This is a genomic window from Micromonospora sp. CA-244673, from assembly GCF_050948395.1.
In the GTDB taxonomy this organism is placed as follows: Bacteria; Actinomycetota; Actinomycetes; order Mycobacteriales; family Micromonosporaceae; genus Micromonospora.
The window spans coordinates 1,280,070-1,299,472 of sequence record NZ_CP192019.1 but is presented as its reverse complement, the minus strand read 5'-3'; the positions used below and the strand labels follow the sequence as shown (position 1 = coordinate 1,299,472).

The window sequence follows — 19,403 nt, the reverse complement described above, 5'->3', positions numbered from 1 at the left end:
GTGACGCAGCGGAGCGCTGCTACTACCCGGTGCGGTGGCCGGCTGGGAGGATGCCCCACAGTTCCCCATTTTGGAGGCTCTGTGAAGGCACTCATCCTGATCATGGTGGCGGTCCTCGTCGCCGCCGGTCCCGCTCCCGCCCGCGCCGACACGCTGCGGCAGGAGACGGTCGCTGGTTACGCCCGCGACGGCTACCAGCTGCACCCGCTGCCCGGCGGTGTGTCGCCGACGTGGCGGTCGGCTACCGCGCCGCGTGTCGACCCGCAGCCGCATGACGAGCAGGGGGTGCGGCTGTTCAACTGGCAGGGCAACCTGGTGGATCACCCGGTTGTGCAGGTCACGTGGGGTTTCGAGAACATCAACGCCTACGAGCTGACCCACGACCAGTTCTTCCTGGATCGGGCTGCGGCTCAGGCGCAACGCAACCTGGACCGCCGGGTCGAGTCGCGTGGGGCGTGGTGGTATCCGTACGGGTTCGACCTGCCCCGCTGCGGGACCGGCCGGGTGCTCACCGCCCCGTGGTTCAGTGGCATGGCGCAGGGGCTGCTGCTGAGCCTGTTCGTGCGGCTGTACGGGGTCACCGACGACCCGAAGTGGCGGGAAGCCGCGGACCGGACGCTGGACAGCCTGACGCTTGGCCCGGACCCTGACGGGCCGTGGGTGACGTGGGTCGACCCTGACGGCTACCTGTGGTTGGACGAGTACCCGGACAGCCCGCCCGGTGTGCGGGGCGAGCAGGTGTTCAACGGCATGATCTACGCCTCGTACGGGGTGTACGACTACTGGCGGTTGACCGGCGACCCGCGGGCGGTGGCCCTGTTCGACGGCACCGCCACCACGGTGCGCCGGTACGTGCCGACGGGGATGCGGGTGCCTGGGTGGGCCAGCCGCTACGGGATCGGCTGCCCGGTGTCGTACGCGAACTACCACCAGGACCACACGGTGCAGATGACCATGTTGCACCGGTTGACGCACGCCGGGTTGTTCGCCGCATACGCGGATGTGCTGCGCGCGGACTACCCGTATCCGGTGGTGAGCGGTCGGGTGGTGTTCGAGGCCGGTGTGCACGTCGGGTACCGGTTTGACAGCGCCGGGCAGGTGGTGGCGTCGAAGACGATGACGTTGGGGCGGGCGTCGATGGCGCACACCGACCAGCGGGTTCGGGTTCGCGGCCGGGACGTGCACTACCGGATCGTTGACGGGGCGCTCGCCGGCTACCTGGTGGCCGAGGAGCCAGGCCGGCGGTGGCTGGCCGCGAAGGTGGTTGAGCACCTGTATACGCCGACGCGGCTGCTTGCCGTCGAGCCCGGCACCTACACGGGGCACACGTTCGACGCGTTCTGGAATGTGACGGGGTCGAAGACGGTCACGTTTCCACGGCAGTCGAGCGCCCCGCTGGGTGCCAGCGCGGTGATCAACGGTGAGTTGCACTACCGGGTTACCGCCGGCACCTATGTGGGGTTCTGGCTGCCGGCGCGGGCGGGACTGTGGCTGCCGGATGTGCCCGCTTCTGTGAGTGGCGTGCGGTCGGTTGATGCCTCGAAGGCAGCGATGAGGGGCTAGCCCGATGCCGATTCCTGCGGGCCCGGCTCCGGCGCATTCAGGCCGAGCTTGAGCAGTTGACCGAACCGGTGATCGACCTGGCCGACGCGCGGGTCGGCCCCGCGCTCCTCAGCCTCGCGCTCAGCCGCAGCGCAGCACCTACGCCAGCCGCGCGGCGCAGGACGACACCGTCGTCCTGCGCCGCCACGCCGAGCCCCGGGAATCCGCCAGTCAGGTCCAGTTGGCCAAGCCCAAGCCGGCCGACCCCGAGGCCGAAGCCGTGCCGAGGGGTACGCCGCGGGCTACGTGAACGGGATCGCTCGCCGCCGCGACGCGGAGGGCGCGGCGGACTGAATCCCCTACCTCTCCCCCACAACGCGTCAGGCCCCGCCCGAGGACGGGGCCTGAGCTGCGGATACGGAGATCCACTGGCGGGGTGACTGATGGGAATTGAACCCACGACAACCGGGACCACAACCCGGTGCTCTGCCAACTGAGCTACAGCCACCATGCTCTCCGCGCCGGTCGACCCGGGCGGGGCGCGGACTAATAATAGCCACACCCCTGCCGGCCCCGTCCAGCGGGTTCGGGGCGGCCCGCCCGGCGGGGCTCAGAGCTGGGCGGCGATGGCCTTGGCGCTCTCCACGTCCGGGCCGGGCAGCGGCACGAAGACGGTCCGCCGGTAGTACTCCAACTCCCGGATGCTCTCCCGGATGTCGGCCAGCGCCCGGTGGGCCAGACCCTTCTGCGGCTGACCGAAGTACACCCGCGGGTACCAGCGCCGGCAGAGCTCCTTGATCGAGGAGACGTCGATCATCCGGTAGTGCAGGTGGGCGTCGAGCCGGAGCATGTCCCGGGCGATGAAGCCCCGGTCGGTGGCGATCGAGTTGCCGCACAGCGGGGCGGTACGCGGGTCCTTCACGTGGCTCGCGACGTAGTCGAGCACCATGTCCTCGGCCTCGGCCAGGGTGACCGTGGAGCGGCGCACCTCCTCGGTGAGGCCGGACTTGGCGTGCATGGTGCGCACGATCTCCGGCATCGCCTCCAGCGCCGCCTCGTCGGCGTGGATGACCACGTCGACGCCCTCCCCGAGCACGTTGAGGTCGGGATCGGTGACGAGAGCGGCGACCTCGATCAGCTTGTCCTTGCCGAGGTCCAACCCGGTCATCTCACAGTCGATCCAGACGAGAAGATCAGCCACCGCCACAGACTACGCGCCGCCGACCCGCCCGCGCCTGAAGCACCCTCGCAGAGGTGGACCGCTAGGGTTTCCCCGTGCCAGCCGAACCCGTCGCGCCACCAGCCGTCACCGAGGACGACCCGGGCGGGCGTACGGCCCGTCGGCTGGTCACGGTGGTGGCACTCGCGGCGCTGCTGCCGGCGCTCTACCGTCCGGGCCTCAACCACAAGTTCCTCGACCTCAAGATCTACATGAGCGCGATGGACTGGTGGCGGGCCGGCCATCCGCTCTACGACTACGTGCAGCCGGACCGGGTGCAGGGCCTGCTGTACTTCACCTATCCCCCGCTCGCCGGACTGGTGCTGTGGCCGTTCGCGCTTCCGCGCCTCGGCGTCACCATCGCGATCTTCACGGTGCTCACCGTGGTCGGGGTGGTGGTGACCACCCGCTGGCTCGTGCTGCCCCTGGTGCGGCGGCACGACCTGCCGAAGCTGTTCAGCGTCACGGTCGCCGTGCTGCTGGTCCTCGCCGTGGAGAGCACCCGGGAAACGCTCACCTTCGGGCAGATCAACATGCTGCTGGTGGTGCTGATCCTGGGGGACCTGCTGTTCGCCGTACCCCAGGGGCGGCGCTGGGCCGGCGTGGGCGTGGGGCTGGCGGCGGCGCTCAAGCTCTTCCCCGGCATCTTCGTGCTCTACCTGCTGGCCACCCGGCGCTGGCGGGCGGCCGTGGTGGCGGCGGTGACCGCGACGCTGGCCACGCTGCTCGCGGCGGCGGTGGCGCCCCGCGACTCGTGGCGGTTCTGGACCCACGAGCTGTGGGCGACCGACCGGGTGGGGCGGACCGACTACACCGGAAACCAGTCGCTGTTCGGCCTGCTCAGCCGGATCACCGCGCCGGACAAGCCGAGCCAGCTGCCCTGGCTGCTGCTGGTGCTGCTGGTCGCCGGGTACGGCCTGTGGCGGGCCGCGCGGGCGGCGTGGGCCGGGGACGCGCTGGCCGGCCTCACCCTGACCGGCCTGGTCGGTGGGCTGGTCAGCCCGATCACCTGGACGCATCACCTGTACTGGTTCATCCCGGCGGTGGTGGTGCTGCTCGACGCGGCGCTGGACGCCGACCGGACCACGGTGGAGGGTGCCCGCCGGCGGCGGTGGCTGCTCGTCCTGGCCGTCGGCACCAGCTTCGTGATCGTCTACGGGGTGGTGACGTTCCAGGACTGGGGCGTCGCCCCGGCACGCACCGACGACCCCGTCGAGTTCGTCGTCCGCAACGCGTACGTGCTGCTCAGCCTGCTGCTGCTCGCCGTGCTGCCGACCCGCCGGCCGGCGCCGGAGCGTGCCGCCGCGCCCGCCGGAAACAGGCACTAACTGGACAGACCTCGCGAGAAGCGCCGTTCAGCGCTAATCTGGTCTCAACTACCTCAGGTTTCTCCCAGGTAGCACCGATCCCCCGGTGACGGTGGCCCTCCGCGTCGGCAGCGCGGAGGGCCACCGCCGTCAGGGCCGGGTCACTCGTCGACGGGCGGGGCCGGCCGGACCGGCCGGGGCGTCCCGGTGGTGGTCACCGGCGGCCACGACCAGTCCGGGTCGGCCGGCAGGTCGGCCAGGCTCTCGGGCCGCCGGCTCGGCACCGGGCCGATCGCCGCGCGGGACCGCTCGGCGGGCGCCGACCCGACCGAGACCAGTTGCCGGTCGGGCAGGGTGGCCGGCTCCGCCCGCTGGCCCAGCCCGCTGAGCGAGCTGACGCCCAGCCGGCCGGCCAGCACGGGAACCTGGTCCGGCTCGACCACGAAGACCACCTCGCGCGGGCGGACCGGGCGCAGCAGCAGCACCACGGCGAGCACCACCAGCAGCGTCCCGCCGGCCAGCAGCGCCCAGGCCACGCCGGGGAACCAGCCGGCGCGCAGCTCGGCGCGCAGGTCCAGAGCCAGGTCGGCCCGCCCGTCCGGTCGCATCACCACCAGGCTCAGCGAGCGGTCGGCCAGCTCGCCCGGGCTCCACTCCAGAACGCCGACGCCCTGGCGTACCCAGAGGTCCTGGCCGAGCGGGACGGCGGCCGCGGCGCCGGCGGTGGGCGGGTCGAGGCGGACCGGCAGCGGCCCCCGGGACAGCGCGACCCGGCGCACGGTGGTGTGCGGGACGTCGGCCAGCCACCGTCGCACCTGGTCGGTCGGGGCGAGGCCGAGGAAGGCGGGGCCGTCGGCGGTCCGCGCGGTGAGCCGCAGCCGGGTCTGCCCGGCCCGGGCGACCGGCGCGTCGGCGCGGAGCAGGGCGTCCACGTCGGTCACCACGACCGCCCGGGCGGGGGTGCGGATCGTCTCGAAGCGGGCGCCGAAGCCGCCGTCCGGGTCGGCGTGCCGGGCGGCGAGCCAGAGCCCCGCGCCCGCCAGCAGGGCCGGAATCCCCACGGTCAACAGCAGCATGCCGGCGATGGTGCGCACGAAACGCATTCGCGTCGTCCCCCTCGGTAGCGAAGTACCCGGCCGACCTTACCGACGCCGACCGACGATTCGCCGGATATCCACGGCAAGCGCCCGAAGGACCGCGGAAAGACCGCCGGCCCGCCGGAAGAACCGACGGGCCGGAGCGACAACGCAGGTCAGGACTTCGCGGCGGGCTCCCGGCGGGTACGCAGGAAGGCCAGCCCGCCGAGGATCAGGCCGGCCAGGCCGGCGACCAGACCGGCCACGCCGAACGCGGTGGCGGCCCCGGTGTCGGCGTCGTCGTCATCGTCGTCGGCGGGAGCGGCGGCGGCCGGGGCGCTCGCAGCCGGCGAGGCGGACGCCGAGGCGGCGGCCAGGGTGAGCACCGGCGCGGGGTTCTCCGGCTCCTCACCGCCCGGCGTGGGCTCCTCGATCCAGCGCGAGACGTTGCCGTCCGAGTAGGTCTGGAGCACCTTGAACACCATCCGGTCGACCTGCGGCAGCGGGCCCATCGACACCGGGAACTCCTGGAACTCGCCCGGCTTCACCCCGCCGTTCGGGGCGGCCGTCCAGGTGAGCTTGGAGACCGCCTCGGTGAGCTGGCTGCCGTGCACCTCGATCGGCGGGTCGACCTTGCGCTTCTCCACCGCGACCGTCCACCCCGGCACCGGCATCGTGGAGACCGAGCCGACCGGGGCGTTCTCCGGCAGGTTCACCTCCACCTTGGTGGTCGACGCCGTGTCGCTCTCGTTCGGCACCCGGAAGGCGAAGCGGCCGTAGCTGCCCTGCGTGGCCTCCTTCGGGTTGACGGTGACGTGCGCCGAGGCCGGCCCGGCCAGGCCGAGCACGGCCGTGGCCACGGCGGCGATGGTGAGCGCGGCGGCGGTTGCGGGACGCCGGAGACGGGTCATGTGGGCGAGCCTTCCGTTTACTTGACGGGCACGGTGGCGGTCACCGTGGCCTGGTCGATGTCGGACGTGCGGACGGTGAAGCGGAGCTGCCACTGCCCCGCCGCCGGCAGGTTGATCTCGCCGAAGGCGTGGTTGTCGGTCAGCGGCAGCAGCGGGATCGTGATCGGCTCGATGCCCGCCGACGGCAGCGCGGCGGTGGCCTTCCACTCCTGCACCGGCTGGGGCCGGTTGTCCTTGGTGTACGCGTAGAGGTGCATCGAATTGCTCCCGGTCTCCGCCGGGTCCAGCTCCACCTGCAACGAGTAGAGCGGGCTGCTCAGCGTGGTGGAGAAGAAGTTGTCCGGGGCGCCGGCCACGGTGCCGGAGGCGGTGCGGGCCGGGGTCGTCTGCACCAGCGTCGCCGACAAGCCGAGCACCACCGCGGTGATCGCCAGCTCGGCCACCACCGCCCGCCGCATGGACCCCGGACGGCCCGCGGCGGCACGCCGCCGCACCAGCGCCCGGGAGTACGCGGCCACCCCGATCACCAGCGCGAACAGCACGATCTTGGCGAGCAGCAGCCGCCCGTACGTGGTGTCGACGAGCGCCTTCGGGGTGGCCACCTCGATCAGCCCCTGCACGGTGCCGGCGAGCAGCAGCGCGGCCACCGCCAGCGCGGCCCAGCGGGACCAGATCGGCAGGATCGCGTCCAGCTCCCGCTCATCGGCCCGGCGCAGCAGGAACACCGCGAGCATCACGAGGCCGCCCAGCCAGACGGCCATGCTGCCCAGGTGCACGGCGTCCACCACCACCGACACGGCGGGCGCCGGCGACGCGGCCGGGTGACCGGCGAGGGGCCAGGTGAACAGCGCCGCCCCGCCGAGGATGGCCAGAATGAGCCCGTCGGTGCGGCCGACCGGCCCGGCGAAGAGCGGGCGGAGCAGGAACGCCGCCGCGGCCAGCAGGCCGAGCCGGACCAGGTGCGTGGCGCCGTAGGTGCTGCCCAGCACGTCGCCGAGGCCGGACCCGGTGACGTCGAACAGGCCGCCGCCGTTGGTGTAGGGGACCTGGAGCCACAGCTCGGCGACCGTGGCCACGGCCAGCAGGCCCAGCCCCGACCAGGCCAGCCGGGCCGGGCCACGCCGGGACAGCCGGCGGGGCCAGAGGGCGGCCAGCACCAGCGCCGGGCCGACGAGCAGCAGCAGCCCGACGTAGCCGAGGTACTTGGCCACCTTGACCGCGTTGCCCACCACCGGGTTCGCCCGCGTGTCCGCGCCGGTGTCCGTGGGCGGCGTGGACGGCGCGCCGACCGAATAGGTGAACGCGCCGGAGACCGGGTGGCTGTCGGCCGAGATCACCCGGTAGCTGACCAGGTAGGTGCCGCGCGCGCCGGACGGGTCCACCGGGATGGTGACCACCGCGCCCTTGAAGGTCGGCTCGCCCCGGTCGGCCCGGGAGCCGTCCGGCGCGATCACCCGCACCTTGTCGGGGACCTTGCGGACCCCCTCACTGAAGGTGATCACCACTTCGGTGGGCGCGTCGGACACCACGGCCGAGGCGGCGGGGCTGCTGCTCACCAGCACCGCGTGGGCGCTGGCCGGGGTGGCCGGGGCCAGCAGCAGGGCGACGAGGGTGACCAGCAGTCCGGCGGCGGTCGCCAGCCGGGCGGCCCAGGGACGGTCGGCGACGGCCACGGGGCGGCGGCGTACGGCAGCAGTCATGACCGTCATGGTTCCCGAACCGCCCGGCCTCCGGCGAGCCGGCCTCATCCGCGCACCGGCGCCGTCGCCGCGGGCAGCCCGACGGCACGCGCGTCGTCGCATGTCACGTTCGGGTAGTCGGCGGGCGTGCGGAAAAAGTTCCCGGCGTGGGCGGGACCACGTAATGGGCCGAAGGACCCTGTCCGGCACAGGTACGCCGCGTAACCTCGTCTGTCGTGATCCCCGCTCCGCGCGACACCTCCGCCGGCCGCCCCGCGGCGCCGGCGCACGACGCTGCGCGGGACGCCGCGACCGACTGGGCGCTGGCCGCCCGGGCGGGGGACCGGATGGCCCAGGCCGCCTTCGTCCGGGCCACCCAGGCCGAGGTGTGGCGCTTCGCCGCCGCCCTGGTCGACCCGGACAGCGCGGACGACCTGACCCAGGAGACGTACCTGCGGGCGTTCCGGGCGCTGCCCGCCTTCGAGGGGCGGTCCACCGCGCGGACCTGGCTGCTCGGCATCGCCCGGCGGGCCTGCGCCGACCACCTCCGCACCGTGGTCCGCCGCCGGCGCCTGGACGCGCGGCTCGCCGCGAACGCGGCCACCGACCGGCCCCACCCCGACCCGGCCGGGCAGCTCGGCGCCACCGACCTGGTCCGCCGGCTGCCCGCCGAACGGCGCTCCGCGTTCGTGCTCACCCAGTTGCTCGGCCTGTCGTACGCCGAGGCCGCCGCCGTGGAGGGGGTGCCGGTGGGCACCATCCGCTCCCGCGTCGCCCGCGCCCGCGACGAGCTGGTCGAGGCCGCCGGCGACGCGTTGACCGGCTGATCGTGGAACTTTCCTCGGGTCCGCAGCGACCAATGACCGTGACCGCACACCCCACCCGGGCCGGCCGATGGCCCGCCGTCCGGCCCTGGCTCGGCATCGCGGCCCGCCTCGGCCTGGCCGCCGTCTGGTTGATCGCCGGCGCCGCCAAGGTCGGCGACCTGGCCGCCTCCGGCCGGGCGGTCAACGCCTACCAGGTGATGCCGTACGACCTGGCCACCGTGATCGGCGCCGCGCTGCCCTTCGTCGAGCTGGCGCTCGGCGTGCTCCTGTTCGTCGGGCTGGCCACCCGGCTCGCCGCCGGCGTCTCCGCGGCGCTGCTGGTCGTCTTCATCGCCGGCATCACCTCGGCCTGGTCCCGTGGCCTGGCCATCGACTGCGGGTGCTTCGGCAGCGGCGGGCAGCTCGCCGCCGGCCAGGCACCGAGCTACCTCCCGGAGATCCTCCGGGACCTGGGATTCCTGGTACTGGCCGGGTTCCTGCTGACCTGGCCCCGCACTCCGTTCTCGCTGGACGGCTGGCTGGCGGGCGACACCGTGGAGGTCGACGATGAGTAGTCGCAAGGGGCGGAAGAACGCGGCCCAGGTGGTCCGCGCCCAGATCGCCCGGGAGAAGCGGCGCACCCGCACGATCTGGACCTCCGTCGCCGCCGTGGTGGTGCTGGTGATCGCCGGGCTGATCGGCTGGACGGTCTTCTCCAGCCAGAAGTCGGACACCTTCACCACCCCGCCCGGCGCCAACCCGCCCGGCAGCGCCATCGTCCTCGGCCAGGGCGCGGTCACCGTCGACCTCTACGAGGACTACCTCTGCCCGGCGTGCAAGCGGTTCCAGGACACCAGCGGCGCGACGATCAACCAGTTGCTCAACGAGGACAAGATCCGGGTGAACTTCCACCCGGTGGCCTTCCTCAACCGCTTCTCCACCACGGAATACTCCACCCGCTCCTCGGCCGCCGCCGGCTGCGCCGCACAGGGCGGCAAGTTCAAGGAGTTCACCGACCAGCTCTTCGCCCGGCAGCCGGCCGAGGGCAGCGCCGGGCTCAGCGACGACGAGCTGATCGACATCGGCGCGGGCGTCGGGCTCAACCGGGACGACTTCGGCTCCTGCGTGAAGGACGGAAAGTACAAGACGTGGACCGAGCACGTCACCGACGACGCCAGCAAGGCCGGCGTGAGCAGCACGCCGACCATCCGGATCAACGGCAAGGACCTCGAGGACCGCAGCCCGGAGGGGCTCCGGGCGGCCGTGGAGGCGGCCGGCAGGTGATCCCCGCACCGCTGCGGCGGGCCGCGCTGGTGGTCACCGCCGCGCTCGCCACCCTCCTCGCCCTCGCCACCCCGGCCGCCGCGCACGGCGCGGACGCCCCCGACGGCACCGACTACCGGGCCGAGGTCACCGGGATCACTCCGGCCCGGCCCGGGCTCACCGCCCGGATGGTCGAGGCCGGCGCCCGCCTCGAACTGACCAACCGCACCGGCGCCGACGTCGAGGTGCCCGGCTACTCCGGCGAGCCGTACCTGCGGATCGGGCCCGGCGGGGTGTACGAGAACACCCGCTCCCCCGCCACCTACCTCAACCGCACCCTCGCCGGGGACACCCAGCTCCCGCCGGAAGCCGACCCGGCCGCCGCGCCGGTCTGGCGGCGGATCGCCGACGGGCCGACCGCCCGCTGGCACGACCAGCGGACGCTCTGGCTGGAGTCCGAGCCGCCGGCCCAGGTGACCGCCGCCCCGGACCGGGAGCAGCGGGTGCGCGACTGGGTGGTGCCGCTGCGCGCCGGCACCGGCACCATCGAGCTGCGCGGCACCCTGGACTGGGTGCCGCCGCCGGACGCGTACCCGTGGTGGGTGGCCGCCACCCTCGGCCTCCTGGTGATCGGCGCGGCCGGCCTGGTCCCGGCCGGCACCGCCACCGGCGTCCGCGCGCTGCGCGGCGTGGGGGCGCTGCTCGCCCTGGGCGGGGCGGCGGCGGTGGCGCTCACCGTCGGCAAGGCAGTGGACGCCGGCGCCGCCGGGGCCGGCGGGGTGCTGCTCAACCTGCTCACCGGGCAGATGTGGACGCTGCTCACCGGGCTCGGCGCGCTCGCCGCCGGCGGCTACGCGCTGGCCCGCCGCCCGGCCGCCGACTTCGCGCTGGCACTGGCGGGCGCCTGCCTGACCCTGTTCGCCGGCGTCACGAACCTGGCCGTCCTGTCCCGCTCGGTGGCACCGGTCGCCGGCCCGCCCACCCTCGCCCGCGTCCTGGTCACCGTGGCGCTCGCCACCGGCCTCGGCGCGGTCGCCGCCGGCCTCCTGCGCCTGCGCACCGCCTCCCGGGCCGCCCGCCGCACCCCGGCGACGCCCGCCGCCCGCTGACTCAGGACGGGCGGGGCACGAAGCCGTAGGGCAGCTCCAGGCGGTGCTCGGCGAGCAGGCGCTCGTCGGAGAGCAGCTCCAGGGTGGGTGCGTCGGCGACGACCCGGCCGGCGTCCAGGATCACCGAGCGGTCACAGAGCTCCGCCGCGTACGGCAGGTCGTGGGTGACCATCAGCAGGGTCACCGGGAGACCGCGCAGGATCTCCGCCAGCTCCCGGCGGGCCGCCGGATCGAGGTTGGACGACGGCTCGTCCAGCACCAGGATCTCCGGGCGCATGGCCAGCACGGTGGCCACCGCCACCCGCCGGCGCTGCCCGAACGAGAGGTGGTGCGGCGCCCGGTCCCGGTGCTCGGCCATCCCCACCGCCGCGAGCGCCTCGTCCACCCGGGCCGCCAGCTCCGCCCCGCGCAGCCCCAGGTTGGCCGGCCCGAACGCGACGTCCTCGGCGACGGTGGGCAGGAAGAGCTGGTCGTCCGGGTCCTGGAAGACGATGCCCACCCGGCGGCGGATCTCGGCCAGGGTGTCCCGGTCCCGGCTCACCGTCAGGCCACCCACGCTGACCGTCCCCGCGGTCGGGGTGAGGATGCCGTTGAGGTGCAGCACCAGGGTGGTCTTGCCGGCGCCGTTCGGCCCGAGCAGCGCCACCCGCTCGCCGCGCGGCACGGCCAGGTCCACCCCGTGCAGGGCGACGTGACCGTCCGGGTACGCGTACCGGACGCCACGGACGTCCAGGGAGGGCGGCTGCTGCACGTACCCGATCATGTCAGCACGAGCGCGACGGCGGCGATGGTGGCCGCGATCGCCGGCACCGTCGCGGCGGCCGCCCACTGGCCGGCGGTGGCCGCGCCCGCACCCTGCCACACCGCCGGCATCCGGCCCGTGTAACCACGGGAGACCATGGCCAGGTAGACCCGCTCGCCCCGCTCGAAGGCCCGCAGGAAGAGCGCACCGACCCCGGCGGCGAACCCGCGGAGCTGCCAGAGGAAACGCGGGTCGTCGCCCCGGGACATCCGGGCCACCCGCATCCGCCGGGCCTCCCCCACCAGCACATCCAGGTAGCGCAGCATGAACGTGGCGATCTGGGTGAGGATCTGCGGGCAGCGCAGCCGGTCCAGGCCGACGATCAGGTCCCGCGTCGTCGTGGTCGCCGCCAGCAGGAGCGACGCGAGTACGCCGAGCGTGCCCTTGGCCAGGATGTTCCACGCGCCGTGCAGCCCGTCGACGGAGAGGCTCAACCCGGCCACCTCGACCCGCTCCCCGGTGCCGAAGAACGGCAACGCAAACGCGAACAGCACGAACGGCAGCTCGATGAGCGCCCGGCCGAGCAGCCAGCGCGGCCCCACCCGGGCCAGCGCCGCCACGGCGACGACCAGCAGGGCGTAACCGCCGAAGGCCCAGTACGCCGCCCGGGGCGTGGCGACCACCGCGACGGTGAACAGCACCATCGCGGCGATCTTCACCTCGGGCGGGAGGCGGTGCACCGGCGAGGACGACTCGCGGTAGAGCACGTGGGCGTGGCCGGCACCCATCCGGGACTCAGCGGGTGCCGGCGGCGCGCGCCGGACGCTCGTCGGCGGCCGGCTCGCTCGTGGGACCCGCCGGGCCGGTCGCCGGGCCGCGGCGGCGGGCCAGCCAGAACAGGCCGCCGCCGATGGCGAAGGTGAGCAGCACGCCGAGCACCCCGGACAGGCCGGTGGAGAGGAAGTCGTTGCTCACCCCGCGCACGCCGTAGTCGGCCAGCGGGCTGTCCGCCAACTCGTGGTCCTTGGCCTGCTGGGCCGGGCAGCTGCCGCCGGTGATCTCGTCGTCGGCGTTGACCGTGCAGCCCTTGAGCAGCGACGAGTCGAGCCCGTCCGGATGCGACGAGGCGTAGTTGCTGACCACGCCGGCCAGCAGCAGGGCGACCAGCAGGCCGCCGAGGAGGAACGGCCAGGAACGCTTGCTCATCGGGCACCTCCGGCGACCGGGACGGCGGGAGCCGGCACGGCCGGCTTGAGGGCGCGCAGGGCGTACACCAGGTCGGGGCGGACCTTGGCGACGGTGACCACGGTGGTCGCGGTGATCAGGCCCTCGCCGATGCCGATCAGCAGGTGGACGCCGGCCATCGTGCCGGACAGCCCGGCCAGGTTGCCGCCCAGGTCCGTGGTGCCGCCCAGCCAGTACTCGACCACGAACCCCTGGGACGCCACCACGACGCTGACCAGCGCGGAGACGAAGGCGGTGATGGCGAGCCCGGTCGGGGTGCGCGGCAGGACCCGCAGCAGCAGCGCGATCAGCAGGTAGGCGGCGGCGGTGCCGAGCAGCGCCATGTTGGTGATGTTGAGGCCGAGCATCGCCACCCCGCCGTCGCCGAACACCAGCGCCTGCACGACCAGCACCACGGCGACGCAGAGCGCGCCCACCCACGGGCCGACCAGCAGCGCGGCGAGGGCGCCACCGAGCAGGTGGCCGCTGACCCCGGCCGTGAAGATCGGGAAGTTGAGCATCTGCACGGCGAAGATGAACGCGGCCACCAGGCCGGCCATCGGAGCCAGCCGGTCGTCGAGGTCACGGCGCCCGCGCAGCACGCAGAAGGTGAGCACGGCCAGCGCGAGAGCCGCGAACACCGCGGCGACGGGACCGTCGATGATCCCGTTCGAGATGTGCATCGCCAGGGTTTCCACGCGCTGAGCTTATTTGTGCGGGACCGCTGTTGCCAATCCCTTGCAACAAGCCATGGTGATCATCACCCGGACGGCGCGTCGCCACCCGCCCCGGACCCGACGGCGGCGGTATCGTCTCCGCCATGACCGACCGCCTGAGCCCCGGCGACCCCGCCCCCGACTTCACCCTCCCCACCGACAGCGGCGGGACCCTGTCCCTGGCCGACCTGCGCGGCCGCAAGGTCATCCTGTACGCGTACCCGGCCGCCATGACACCCGGCTGCACCAAGCAGGCCTGCGACTTCCGCGACTCACTCGCCTCGCTCCAGGCCGCCGGCTACGAGGTCGTCGGCATCTCCCCCGACAAGCCGGAGAAGCTGGCCAAGTTCCGCGACCGGGACGCCATCACCTTCCCGCTGGTCGCCGACACCGACAAGGCGGTGCTGACCGCGTACGGGGCGTTCGGCGAGAAGCAGATGTACGGCCGCACCGTCACCGGGGTGATCCGCTCGACCTTCGTCGTCGACGAGGACGGGAAGATCGAACGGGCGCTCTACAACGTGAAGGCCACCGGGCACGTCGCCAAGCTGCGCCGCGACCTCGGCCTCGACTGAGCCTGTCGGAGGCCGCCGTTACCGTCGGCGCATGCCTCGCTACAAATATTCACCCGAGACTCTGGCGGCAGCGGCGGCTCGGGCCCGCAGCATCGCGGAGGTGCTTCGGCTGCTGGGCATACGGATGAGCGGCGGCTCACACGCTCACATCAGCCGGCAGCTGAAGCGCTTCGGCGTCGACACCTCACATTTCACCGGGCAGGGGCACAACCGCGGATTGCAGGGTCAGCGGCAGGCGCCGTCGGACACTCTGGTCCAGCTGCCGCCGGACGCAGCCAGAACGCCCGGCTTTCGGCTCCGGCGCGCTCTGGCTGCCATCGGCGTCTCCGAACGATGTGAGATCTGCGGCCTCGGCCCGTGGTGGCAGGACGCTCCATTGATCCTCCATGTCGACCACATCAACGGCGACCGCCTCGACAACAGGCCACCCAATCTGCGGCTGTTGTGTCCCAACTGCCACAGCCAGACGGCGAACTTCGCAGGCCGGGGCCGGACGCAGCCCGACCCGGCCGCCTCCCCGGACGTCTCGGCGCGCTTCCAACCGGACGATGGGCCGCCGCCAAACGCCGACACTCTGGTCAGGGAGGTCAGTGCCGGGCGCATGACGACCGTGGAGGCCGCCCACCTACTCGACTGCACAAGAGACCACGTGAACAGGTTGCGGCGACGTCTTGAAGCGACTGGAACCATCGCGCCGCCGTCGCGGGTCCGTGACCGGCCGGTCCAGCGCCAGTTCCGGGATCTCGTCATACGCTTCGCGCTCGCGCACCCTCAGGCCGGCTCCCGGAAGATCGCCGAGGCGCTGACCGACGCCTGCGGCGGCGGCACGGCGATCAGTCATCGCACCGTCCAGGCGATCCTCCGGGAGGCTGGGCTCACCACGCTGGACGCCCGACGCACTAGACTCAGCGGGTCTGCGGGAGTGGCGTAACAGGCAGCCGCGATAGGTTTAGGTCCTATTGTCCGAAAGGACGTGGGGGTTCGACTCCCCTCTCCCGCACCAGCAGTGATGTCGTGAAGCTCACGAACGCGGGTCGGTGTCGCGTCGGCTCGCGCAGGATGGCGGGCGTGACCCTGCGCTTCGTCCTCGACCCCGACCTCACCCCTGAGCTGCGCGAGCAGATCATCGCGCTCTGGGTGGACGTGACCAACGCCGGCGGGGCGGTCGGCTTCGTCGCCCCGGTGACCGAGGCCGACGTGCGGCCCATGGCCGCGGCGACCTTCGCCGCGATCGCGGACGGGCCGGACCGGCTGCTGGTCGGCTACGAGGGCGATCGCCTCGTCGGCGTGCTGATCATCGCGGACAACCGGTTCCACCTGAAGACGCACTGGCGGGTGCTGAAGCGGGTCATGGTGCACCCCGGCACGCAGGGGCGCGGCTACGGCGCGGCGCTGATGCGCGAGGCCGAGCGGATCGGCCGGGAGCTGGGCCTGGCGGCGCTGCACGTGACCGTCCGCGACGGGCTGGGCCTGGGCGGGTTCTACGAGCGTCTCGGGTACCGCGAGGTCGGTCGGCTGCCCGGCGCGCTGCGGCTCGCCCCGGGCGACGACCGGGACGAGGTCTTCATGTGGCTCGACCTGGGCACCCCCGCGGCCTGACCGTCGCCTCGGCGGCGCGCCTGGTCTTGCGTTTCGGCCCACGAGCCGCGCGGGCCGGCCGCGCGAGATTCGGTCAGCCGCAGGCGGCGACGACCGGGGCCGGGGTGGCCGGTGGGGCGGCGGCCGCGTCCAGAACCGCCGGACTGCCGGGTGACGTGCTGGAAGACGGGGTGGCGGAGGCGCTGGGCCGGGGGCTGGGTCGGGCCGAGGGCGAGCGGCTGGGCTTCGCCGACCGGGCCGGGGTGCCGGCGCCGTACATCCGGACCGTGCTGCGCTGGACCTGGCCGGGGGCCATCCGGATGCCGGTGGCGGTGGCGCGGTGGCCGTACACGTCGGTGACCCGGATGGTGTACGGCCCGGGGCCGGCGCCTGCGGGGATGAGCCAGTAGTTGTAGTCCTCGCGGGTGGCGGCGCGCCAGGACCCGCCCTGCCGCACCTCGACGGCGCGCAGCGGGTTGCCGTGGTCGCCGACGAGGACGGCGAACCACCACTGCGAGGCGCCCTCCTTGATGCGGAAGGTGAGCGGGCCGGGCAGCGGCGGGTCGACCACGGCGCGGTAGCTGACCTTGACGACGCCCTGCACCGGGTCGGCGATCCGGGCGAACGCCTCGGCGGAGAGGTCGAGGTGGCCGGGTTCGCACTCCGGGCACTGGTCCATGACGAGGACGCGGACGGTGCCCCTGGGGCCGGTGACGTCGAGGTGGCCGCCGCAGGACGCGCCGGCCGCGTACTCGGCGGGGCCGAGGGCGACGTAGAGCCGGTTGGCGGGTGCGGCGGGCCGGGAGCAGTTGCCGCCGGCGCCCTTCGAGTCGTAGAAGGTCGCCTTTCCGGTGTGGACGGTGCCGCCGAGCGGTGGGGCGGCGAGCACCCCGGCGGGCAGGGCGCGGGGCGGTGGGGCGGCGCAGGCGGGGGCGGCGCCGCCGCGTACCGCGAGGGTCACGCCGAGCACGGCGGCGAGCGCGGCGAGGCCGCCGGCGGCGAGCCAGCGGCGCGGGCCGGCCGGGGCGCGGCGGCGGCCGGCCGAAGTGGGTGAATGTTCCGCGGTGGGCACGGGGCCGCCGGGAGCGCTGCCGTCGGTCACGCCGGTCGATGCTGCCGGACCGGTGGGGCGCCGGACAAGCGGGCTAAGCGAAAGCTAAGACGGGCTCACGGCCGCCGGGCGGCCAGCAGGCCGACGGCCACCGCGGTGAGGGCGGCGAGTTCGCCACCGAGTTCGGGCCGCTGTCGCAGGGCGTCCTCGATCCGGACCCGCCACAGTCCGGTCTCGACCGGGAGCCGGGCGTCGCCGATGCGCTGGACGCGTTCCCGGCTCTCGGTGAGCGCCTGCTCGGCGGGCTTGCCGAGCAGGGTGCCGAGTTCGTGCCGGAGCCAGGCGAACAGCTCCTCGTCGAGGACCGCCGCGCCGACCACCCGGGCCATGTCCCAGGCCACCCGGGGCTGGTGGATCACCTGCATCTCGGCTCCTTCGTCGACCTGCCCGTTCCGACCATCATCGATCCCGGGGACGAGCCGCGACAAGACCCTCACCAGGCGATGCCGATGCCGTCGCCCGGGTACCAGTGCCGGGCGGGGGTCTCCCGGTAGGCGAGGAACCGCCGGCCGGTGCGTTCGGCGTGCTCGGCGAGGACGTTGGTGGCGGTGACGTTGTCGGTGAGGAGCAAGGCGTCGGTGGCTAGCTTCGGTTCGACGGCCTCGAACTCGCTGCGCTCGTGCACCCGGCTGTGGTCGCTGTCGTGCAGGAAGAGGTCGACGGGCCGGTCCAGCGCGCCGATCGAGGCGACCGAGTCGCCGATGACGAGGTCGACCACGTCGGCCCAGGGGGTGGCGCGGGCCAGGTAGCCGGCCTCGGGGTTGATGTCGAGCGAGGTGAGCCGGCCGGGGTGGCCCTCCGCGGCGTTGCGGAGCAGGGCGGCGGCCAGGACGCAGCTGCCGAGGCCCTTGTCCACCCCGGTCTCCACGACATGGGCGGGCTTGCGGGCGCGGACGATGGCGTACCAGCCGATGCGGCGGGCGTAGCGGACCTGCCGGTCGGCCAGGCCGCGTCGGGAGGCGGCGGCGGTGGCGGCCTCGATGTGGGCGCGCAGCTTGTCGTCGCCCTCGATCTCGGCGAACCAGCCGCGTACCTGCCGGACGGGGACGTCGCAGACCACGCTGACGAACCAGGCCAGGTGGTGCCGGCTGAGCTTGGTCAGCTCGTACGTGTAGTTGTGGTGCTCCCGGGAGGTCAGCAGCCACCGGGCGGAGGTGCGCAGCACCCGGGCGTCGTGCCGGGCGACCCGGGCCAGGCGCTTCGGGAAGGCGGCGACCGGCGCGAGCCGGGTCCGGGCGATGGCCCGGCGGAGCTTCGTTGCATCCACCCCCGACGTTGTACCAGGTTCGCGGCAACCGTCGAGGAGGAAAGCGCCGAACGGATGGGCGGGGCTGGCCGGTCGGACGAGGGTCCCCGTGACGGAGCGTGAGTCAGTAGCATCGCGGCCATGTCAGATCGCCAGCCGCTCGCCCACCCGGACACCCGCTTCCCGACGTCGGGAGTGGAGCACGGCGCGGCGGAGGAGACCCCGACACCGGCGCCACGTCGCCGCCGCGGCCGGCGGATCGCCCTCATCGTGCTGCTGGTGCTGGTGTTGCTGGCCGGCGGCGGCGCGCTCGCGGGGGGCCTCTACTACCGGTCGGTGAACTCCTCGATCGACCGGGTGGACGCGTTCACCGGGGTGCCGGAGGAGGCCCGACCGCCGGTCGTGGCCAAGGGCGCCATGAACATCATGATCCTGGGCAGCGACTCCCGCGACCCGGAGAACACCGGGGGTTCCCGGAGCGACACGATCATCCTGGCCCACCTGCCGAAGGACCGGTCGAGCGCGCAGCTCATCTCGATCCCGCGGGACACCTGGACCGCGATCCCCCGGTCCAAGGAGGGCCGGGGCGGGCGGGACGCGAAGATCAATGCGGCGTACGCGTGGGGTGGCGTGCCGCTGATGGTGCAGACCGTGGAGAAGTTCACGGGCGTGCGCGTCGACCACGTGAGCATGGTGGACTTCGCCGGTTTCAAGGAGATCGTCGACGCGCTGGGCGGCATCGACATCGACGTCGAGCAGAACTTCACCTCGACCCACTCGCTCGACCCCAGCGGCAAGCGGGAGTTCGTCAAGGGCCGGCAGACCATGGACGGGGCCACGGCGCTGGACTACGCCCGCGAGCGGTACGCCTTCGCCAACGGCGACTTCACCCGGATCAAGCATCAGCAGCAGGTCATCAAGGCGATCCTCGACAAGGCGGCCTCCGGCGGCACGTTGAGCAGCCCCACCAAGCTGAACTCGTTCGTCAGGGCCACCGCGAACTCGGTGGCCGTCGACAAGTCGATGTCCCTCGTGGACCTGGCGATGGAGATGCGGCACCTGCGCAGCGGCAACCTCGGGTTCTACACCTGCCCGGTGAAGGGCACCGGCCGGGTGGGCAGCGAGAGCGTGGTGTTCGCCGACTCCGGGAAGGCCCGGACGCTCTTCGACGCGGTGCGCCGCGACTCGGTCCCGGAGATTCTCTCGGCCGGAAAGTAGGACGACGGATTGCCGTCCCGGCTCTGGCGATAAGGGCTGCTCACTCATATCCTTCGATCGCCCTCGCTGTGCTCGCGCCGG

The 19,403-nt window shown here is 73.4% G+C and carries 21 protein-coding genes and 2 tRNA genes; 11 read left to right on the top strand and 12 right to left on the bottom strand.

Annotation, left to right across the window (positions count from 1 at the left end):
- Window positions 1-105 precede the first annotated feature (105 nt).
- Window positions 106-1,563, top strand: a complete 1,458-nt coding sequence (locus ACQP12_RS06280) for a D-glucuronyl C5-epimerase family protein (protein WP_433285783.1) — start codon at window positions 106-108, stop codon at window positions 1,561-1,563.
- Window positions 1,564-1,977: 414 nt separating this feature from the next.
- On the opposite strand, the gene ACQP12_RS06275 is transcribed toward ACQP12_RS06280, so the two are convergent.
- Together ACQP12_RS06275 and orn are read right to left on the bottom strand one after the other, a co-directional pair.
- Window positions 1,978-2,050: transfer RNA gene (locus ACQP12_RS06275), tRNA-His, on the bottom strand.
- A gap of 102 nt (window positions 2,051-2,152) precedes the next feature.
- Complete coding sequence (orn, locus tag ACQP12_RS06270) at window positions 2,153-2,749, bottom strand: oligoribonuclease (protein ID WP_357937713.1); 597 nt, start codon at window positions 2,747-2,749, stop codon at window positions 2,153-2,155.
- 68 nt (window positions 2,750-2,817) lie between these two features.
- Here orn and ACQP12_RS06265 point away from each other — a divergent pair, with 68 nt between their 5' ends.
- Entirely contained in the window at window positions 2,818-4,089 is a 1,272-nt protein-coding gene (locus ACQP12_RS06265) for a glycosyltransferase 87 family protein (RefSeq protein ID WP_433285781.1), read from the top strand.
- A 140-nt stretch (window positions 4,090-4,229) separates the two neighbouring features.
- On the opposite strand, the gene ACQP12_RS06260 is transcribed toward ACQP12_RS06265, so the two are convergent.
- The 3 genes from ACQP12_RS06260 to ACQP12_RS06250 form a co-directional block, all read right to left on the bottom strand.
- On the bottom strand, window positions 4,230-5,171 hold the full coding sequence (locus ACQP12_RS06260; protein ID WP_433285779.1) for a hypothetical protein: 942 nt from the start codon (window positions 5,169-5,171) through the stop codon (window positions 4,230-4,232).
- 149 nt (window positions 5,172-5,320) lie between these two features.
- Window positions 5,321-6,055: a YcnI family copper-binding membrane protein gene (locus tag ACQP12_RS06255; protein WP_433285777.1), complete on the bottom strand. Its 735-nt coding sequence runs from the start codon at window positions 6,053-6,055 to the stop codon at window positions 5,321-5,323.
- Window positions 6,056-6,072: 17 nt separating this feature from the next.
- Window positions 6,073-7,764 carry a copper resistance CopC/CopD family protein gene (locus ACQP12_RS06250; RefSeq protein WP_433285775.1) on the bottom strand — a complete coding sequence of 564 codons (1,692 nt, stop codon included), beginning with the start codon at window positions 7,762-7,764 and terminating at the stop codon, window positions 6,073-6,075.
- A gap of 206 nt (window positions 7,765-7,970) precedes the next feature.
- Between ACQP12_RS06250 and ACQP12_RS06245 the strand changes: the two genes are divergently transcribed.
- From ACQP12_RS06245 to ACQP12_RS06230, 4 genes are read left to right on the top strand one after another with little or no spacing between them, the layout of a single operon-like run.
- Window positions 7,971-8,561: a sigma-70 family RNA polymerase sigma factor gene (locus ACQP12_RS06245; RefSeq protein ID WP_433285773.1), complete on the top strand. Its 591-nt coding sequence runs from the start codon at window positions 7,971-7,973 to the stop codon at window positions 8,559-8,561.
- 32 nt (window positions 8,562-8,593) lie between these two features.
- Window positions 8,594-9,115: a MauE/DoxX family redox-associated membrane protein gene (locus ACQP12_RS06240; protein ID WP_357937723.1), complete on the top strand. Its 522-nt coding sequence runs from the start codon at window positions 8,594-8,596 to the stop codon at window positions 9,113-9,115.
- A complete protein-coding gene (locus ACQP12_RS06235) occupies window positions 9,108-9,824 on the top strand; it encodes a DsbA family protein (protein WP_357937725.1) in 717 nt (238 codons plus the stop codon). Before ACQP12_RS06240 ends, ACQP12_RS06235 begins: the two co-directional genes overlap by 8 nt.
- The gene (locus ACQP12_RS06230; RefSeq protein WP_433285770.1) at window positions 9,821-10,912 is read left to right on the top strand and encodes a hypothetical protein; all 1,092 of its coding nucleotides are present in this window, start codon (window positions 9,821-9,823) and stop codon (window positions 10,910-10,912) included. The genes ACQP12_RS06235 and ACQP12_RS06230 overlap by 4 nt, the downstream gene beginning before the upstream one ends.
- A 1-nt stretch (window position 10,913) precedes the next feature.
- Here ACQP12_RS06230 and ACQP12_RS06225 read toward each other — a convergent pair whose 3' ends face one another.
- Genes ACQP12_RS06225 through ACQP12_RS06210 form a run of 4 tightly spaced genes read right to left on the bottom strand, consistent with a single transcriptional unit; the run spans window position 10,914 to window position 13,576 of the window.
- Window positions 10,914-11,675: an energy-coupling factor ABC transporter ATP-binding protein gene (locus tag ACQP12_RS06225; protein ID WP_357937726.1), complete on the bottom strand. Its 762-nt coding sequence runs from the start codon at window positions 11,673-11,675 to the stop codon at window positions 10,914-10,916.
- Window positions 11,672-12,442: a cobalt ECF transporter T component CbiQ gene (cbiQ, locus tag ACQP12_RS06220; RefSeq protein ID WP_433285768.1), complete on the bottom strand. Its 771-nt coding sequence runs from the start codon at window positions 12,440-12,442 to the stop codon at window positions 11,672-11,674. The genes ACQP12_RS06225 and cbiQ overlap by 4 nt, the downstream gene beginning before the upstream one ends.
- A 7-nt stretch (window positions 12,443-12,449) precedes the next feature.
- The gene (locus tag ACQP12_RS06215) at window positions 12,450-12,860 is read right to left on the bottom strand and encodes a PDGLE domain-containing protein (RefSeq protein ID WP_433285766.1); all 411 of its coding nucleotides are present in this window, start codon (window positions 12,858-12,860) and stop codon (window positions 12,450-12,452) included.
- Window positions 12,857-13,576 carry an energy-coupling factor ABC transporter permease gene (locus ACQP12_RS06210; RefSeq protein WP_433285764.1) on the bottom strand — a complete coding sequence of 240 codons (720 nt, stop codon included), beginning with the start codon at window positions 13,574-13,576 and terminating at the stop codon, window positions 12,857-12,859. Before ACQP12_RS06210 ends, ACQP12_RS06215 begins: the two co-directional genes overlap by 4 nt.
- 122 nt (window positions 13,577-13,698) lie before the next feature.
- On the opposite strand from ACQP12_RS06210, the gene bcp reads away from it, so the two are divergent.
- The 4 genes from bcp (at window position 13,699) to ACQP12_RS06190 (ending at window position 15,768) form a co-directional block, all read left to right on the top strand.
- Window positions 13,699-14,169 (top strand): thioredoxin-dependent thiol peroxidase, encoded by a 471-nt coding sequence (gene bcp, locus ACQP12_RS06205; protein ID WP_433285762.1) that lies wholly within the window; start codon window positions 13,699-13,701, stop codon window positions 14,167-14,169.
- Window positions 14,170-14,269: 100 nt separating this feature from the next.
- On the top strand, window positions 14,270-15,100 hold the full coding sequence (locus tag ACQP12_RS06200) for an HNH endonuclease (protein WP_433285760.1): 831 nt from the start codon (window positions 14,270-14,272) through the stop codon (window positions 15,098-15,100).
- Window positions 15,086-15,172: transfer RNA gene (locus tag ACQP12_RS06195), tRNA-Leu, on the top strand. Before ACQP12_RS06200 ends, ACQP12_RS06195 begins: the two co-directional genes overlap by 15 nt.
- 65 nt (window positions 15,173-15,237) lie before the next feature.
- Entirely contained in the window at window positions 15,238-15,768 is a 531-nt protein-coding gene (locus tag ACQP12_RS06190) for an N-acetyltransferase family protein (protein ID WP_433285758.1), read from the top strand.
- A 73-nt stretch (window positions 15,769-15,841) separates the two neighbouring features.
- Here the strand turns inward: ACQP12_RS06190 and ACQP12_RS06185 are convergent, their stop codons facing one another.
- The 3 genes from ACQP12_RS06185 to ACQP12_RS06175 form a co-directional block, all read right to left on the bottom strand.
- Entirely contained in the window at window positions 15,842-16,849 is a 1,008-nt protein-coding gene (locus ACQP12_RS06185; protein WP_433285756.1) for an expansin EXLX1 family cellulose-binding protein, read from the bottom strand.
- Window positions 16,850-16,914: 65 nt separating this feature from the next.
- Window positions 16,915-17,223, bottom strand: coding sequence for a hypothetical protein (locus ACQP12_RS06180; RefSeq protein ID WP_433285754.1), 309 nt, complete (start codon window positions 17,221-17,223; stop codon window positions 16,915-16,917).
- 68 nt (window positions 17,224-17,291) lie between these two features.
- Entirely contained in the window at window positions 17,292-18,125 is an 834-nt protein-coding gene (locus ACQP12_RS06175; RefSeq protein WP_433285752.1) for a class I SAM-dependent methyltransferase, read from the bottom strand.
- Window positions 18,126-18,245: 120 nt separating this feature from the next.
- On the opposite strand from ACQP12_RS06175, the gene ACQP12_RS06170 reads away from it, so the two are divergent.
- Complete coding sequence (locus ACQP12_RS06170) at window positions 18,246-19,322, top strand: LCP family protein (RefSeq protein ID WP_433285750.1); 1,077 nt, start codon at window positions 18,246-18,248, stop codon at window positions 19,320-19,322.
- Window positions 19,323-19,403 lie beyond the last annotated feature (81 nt).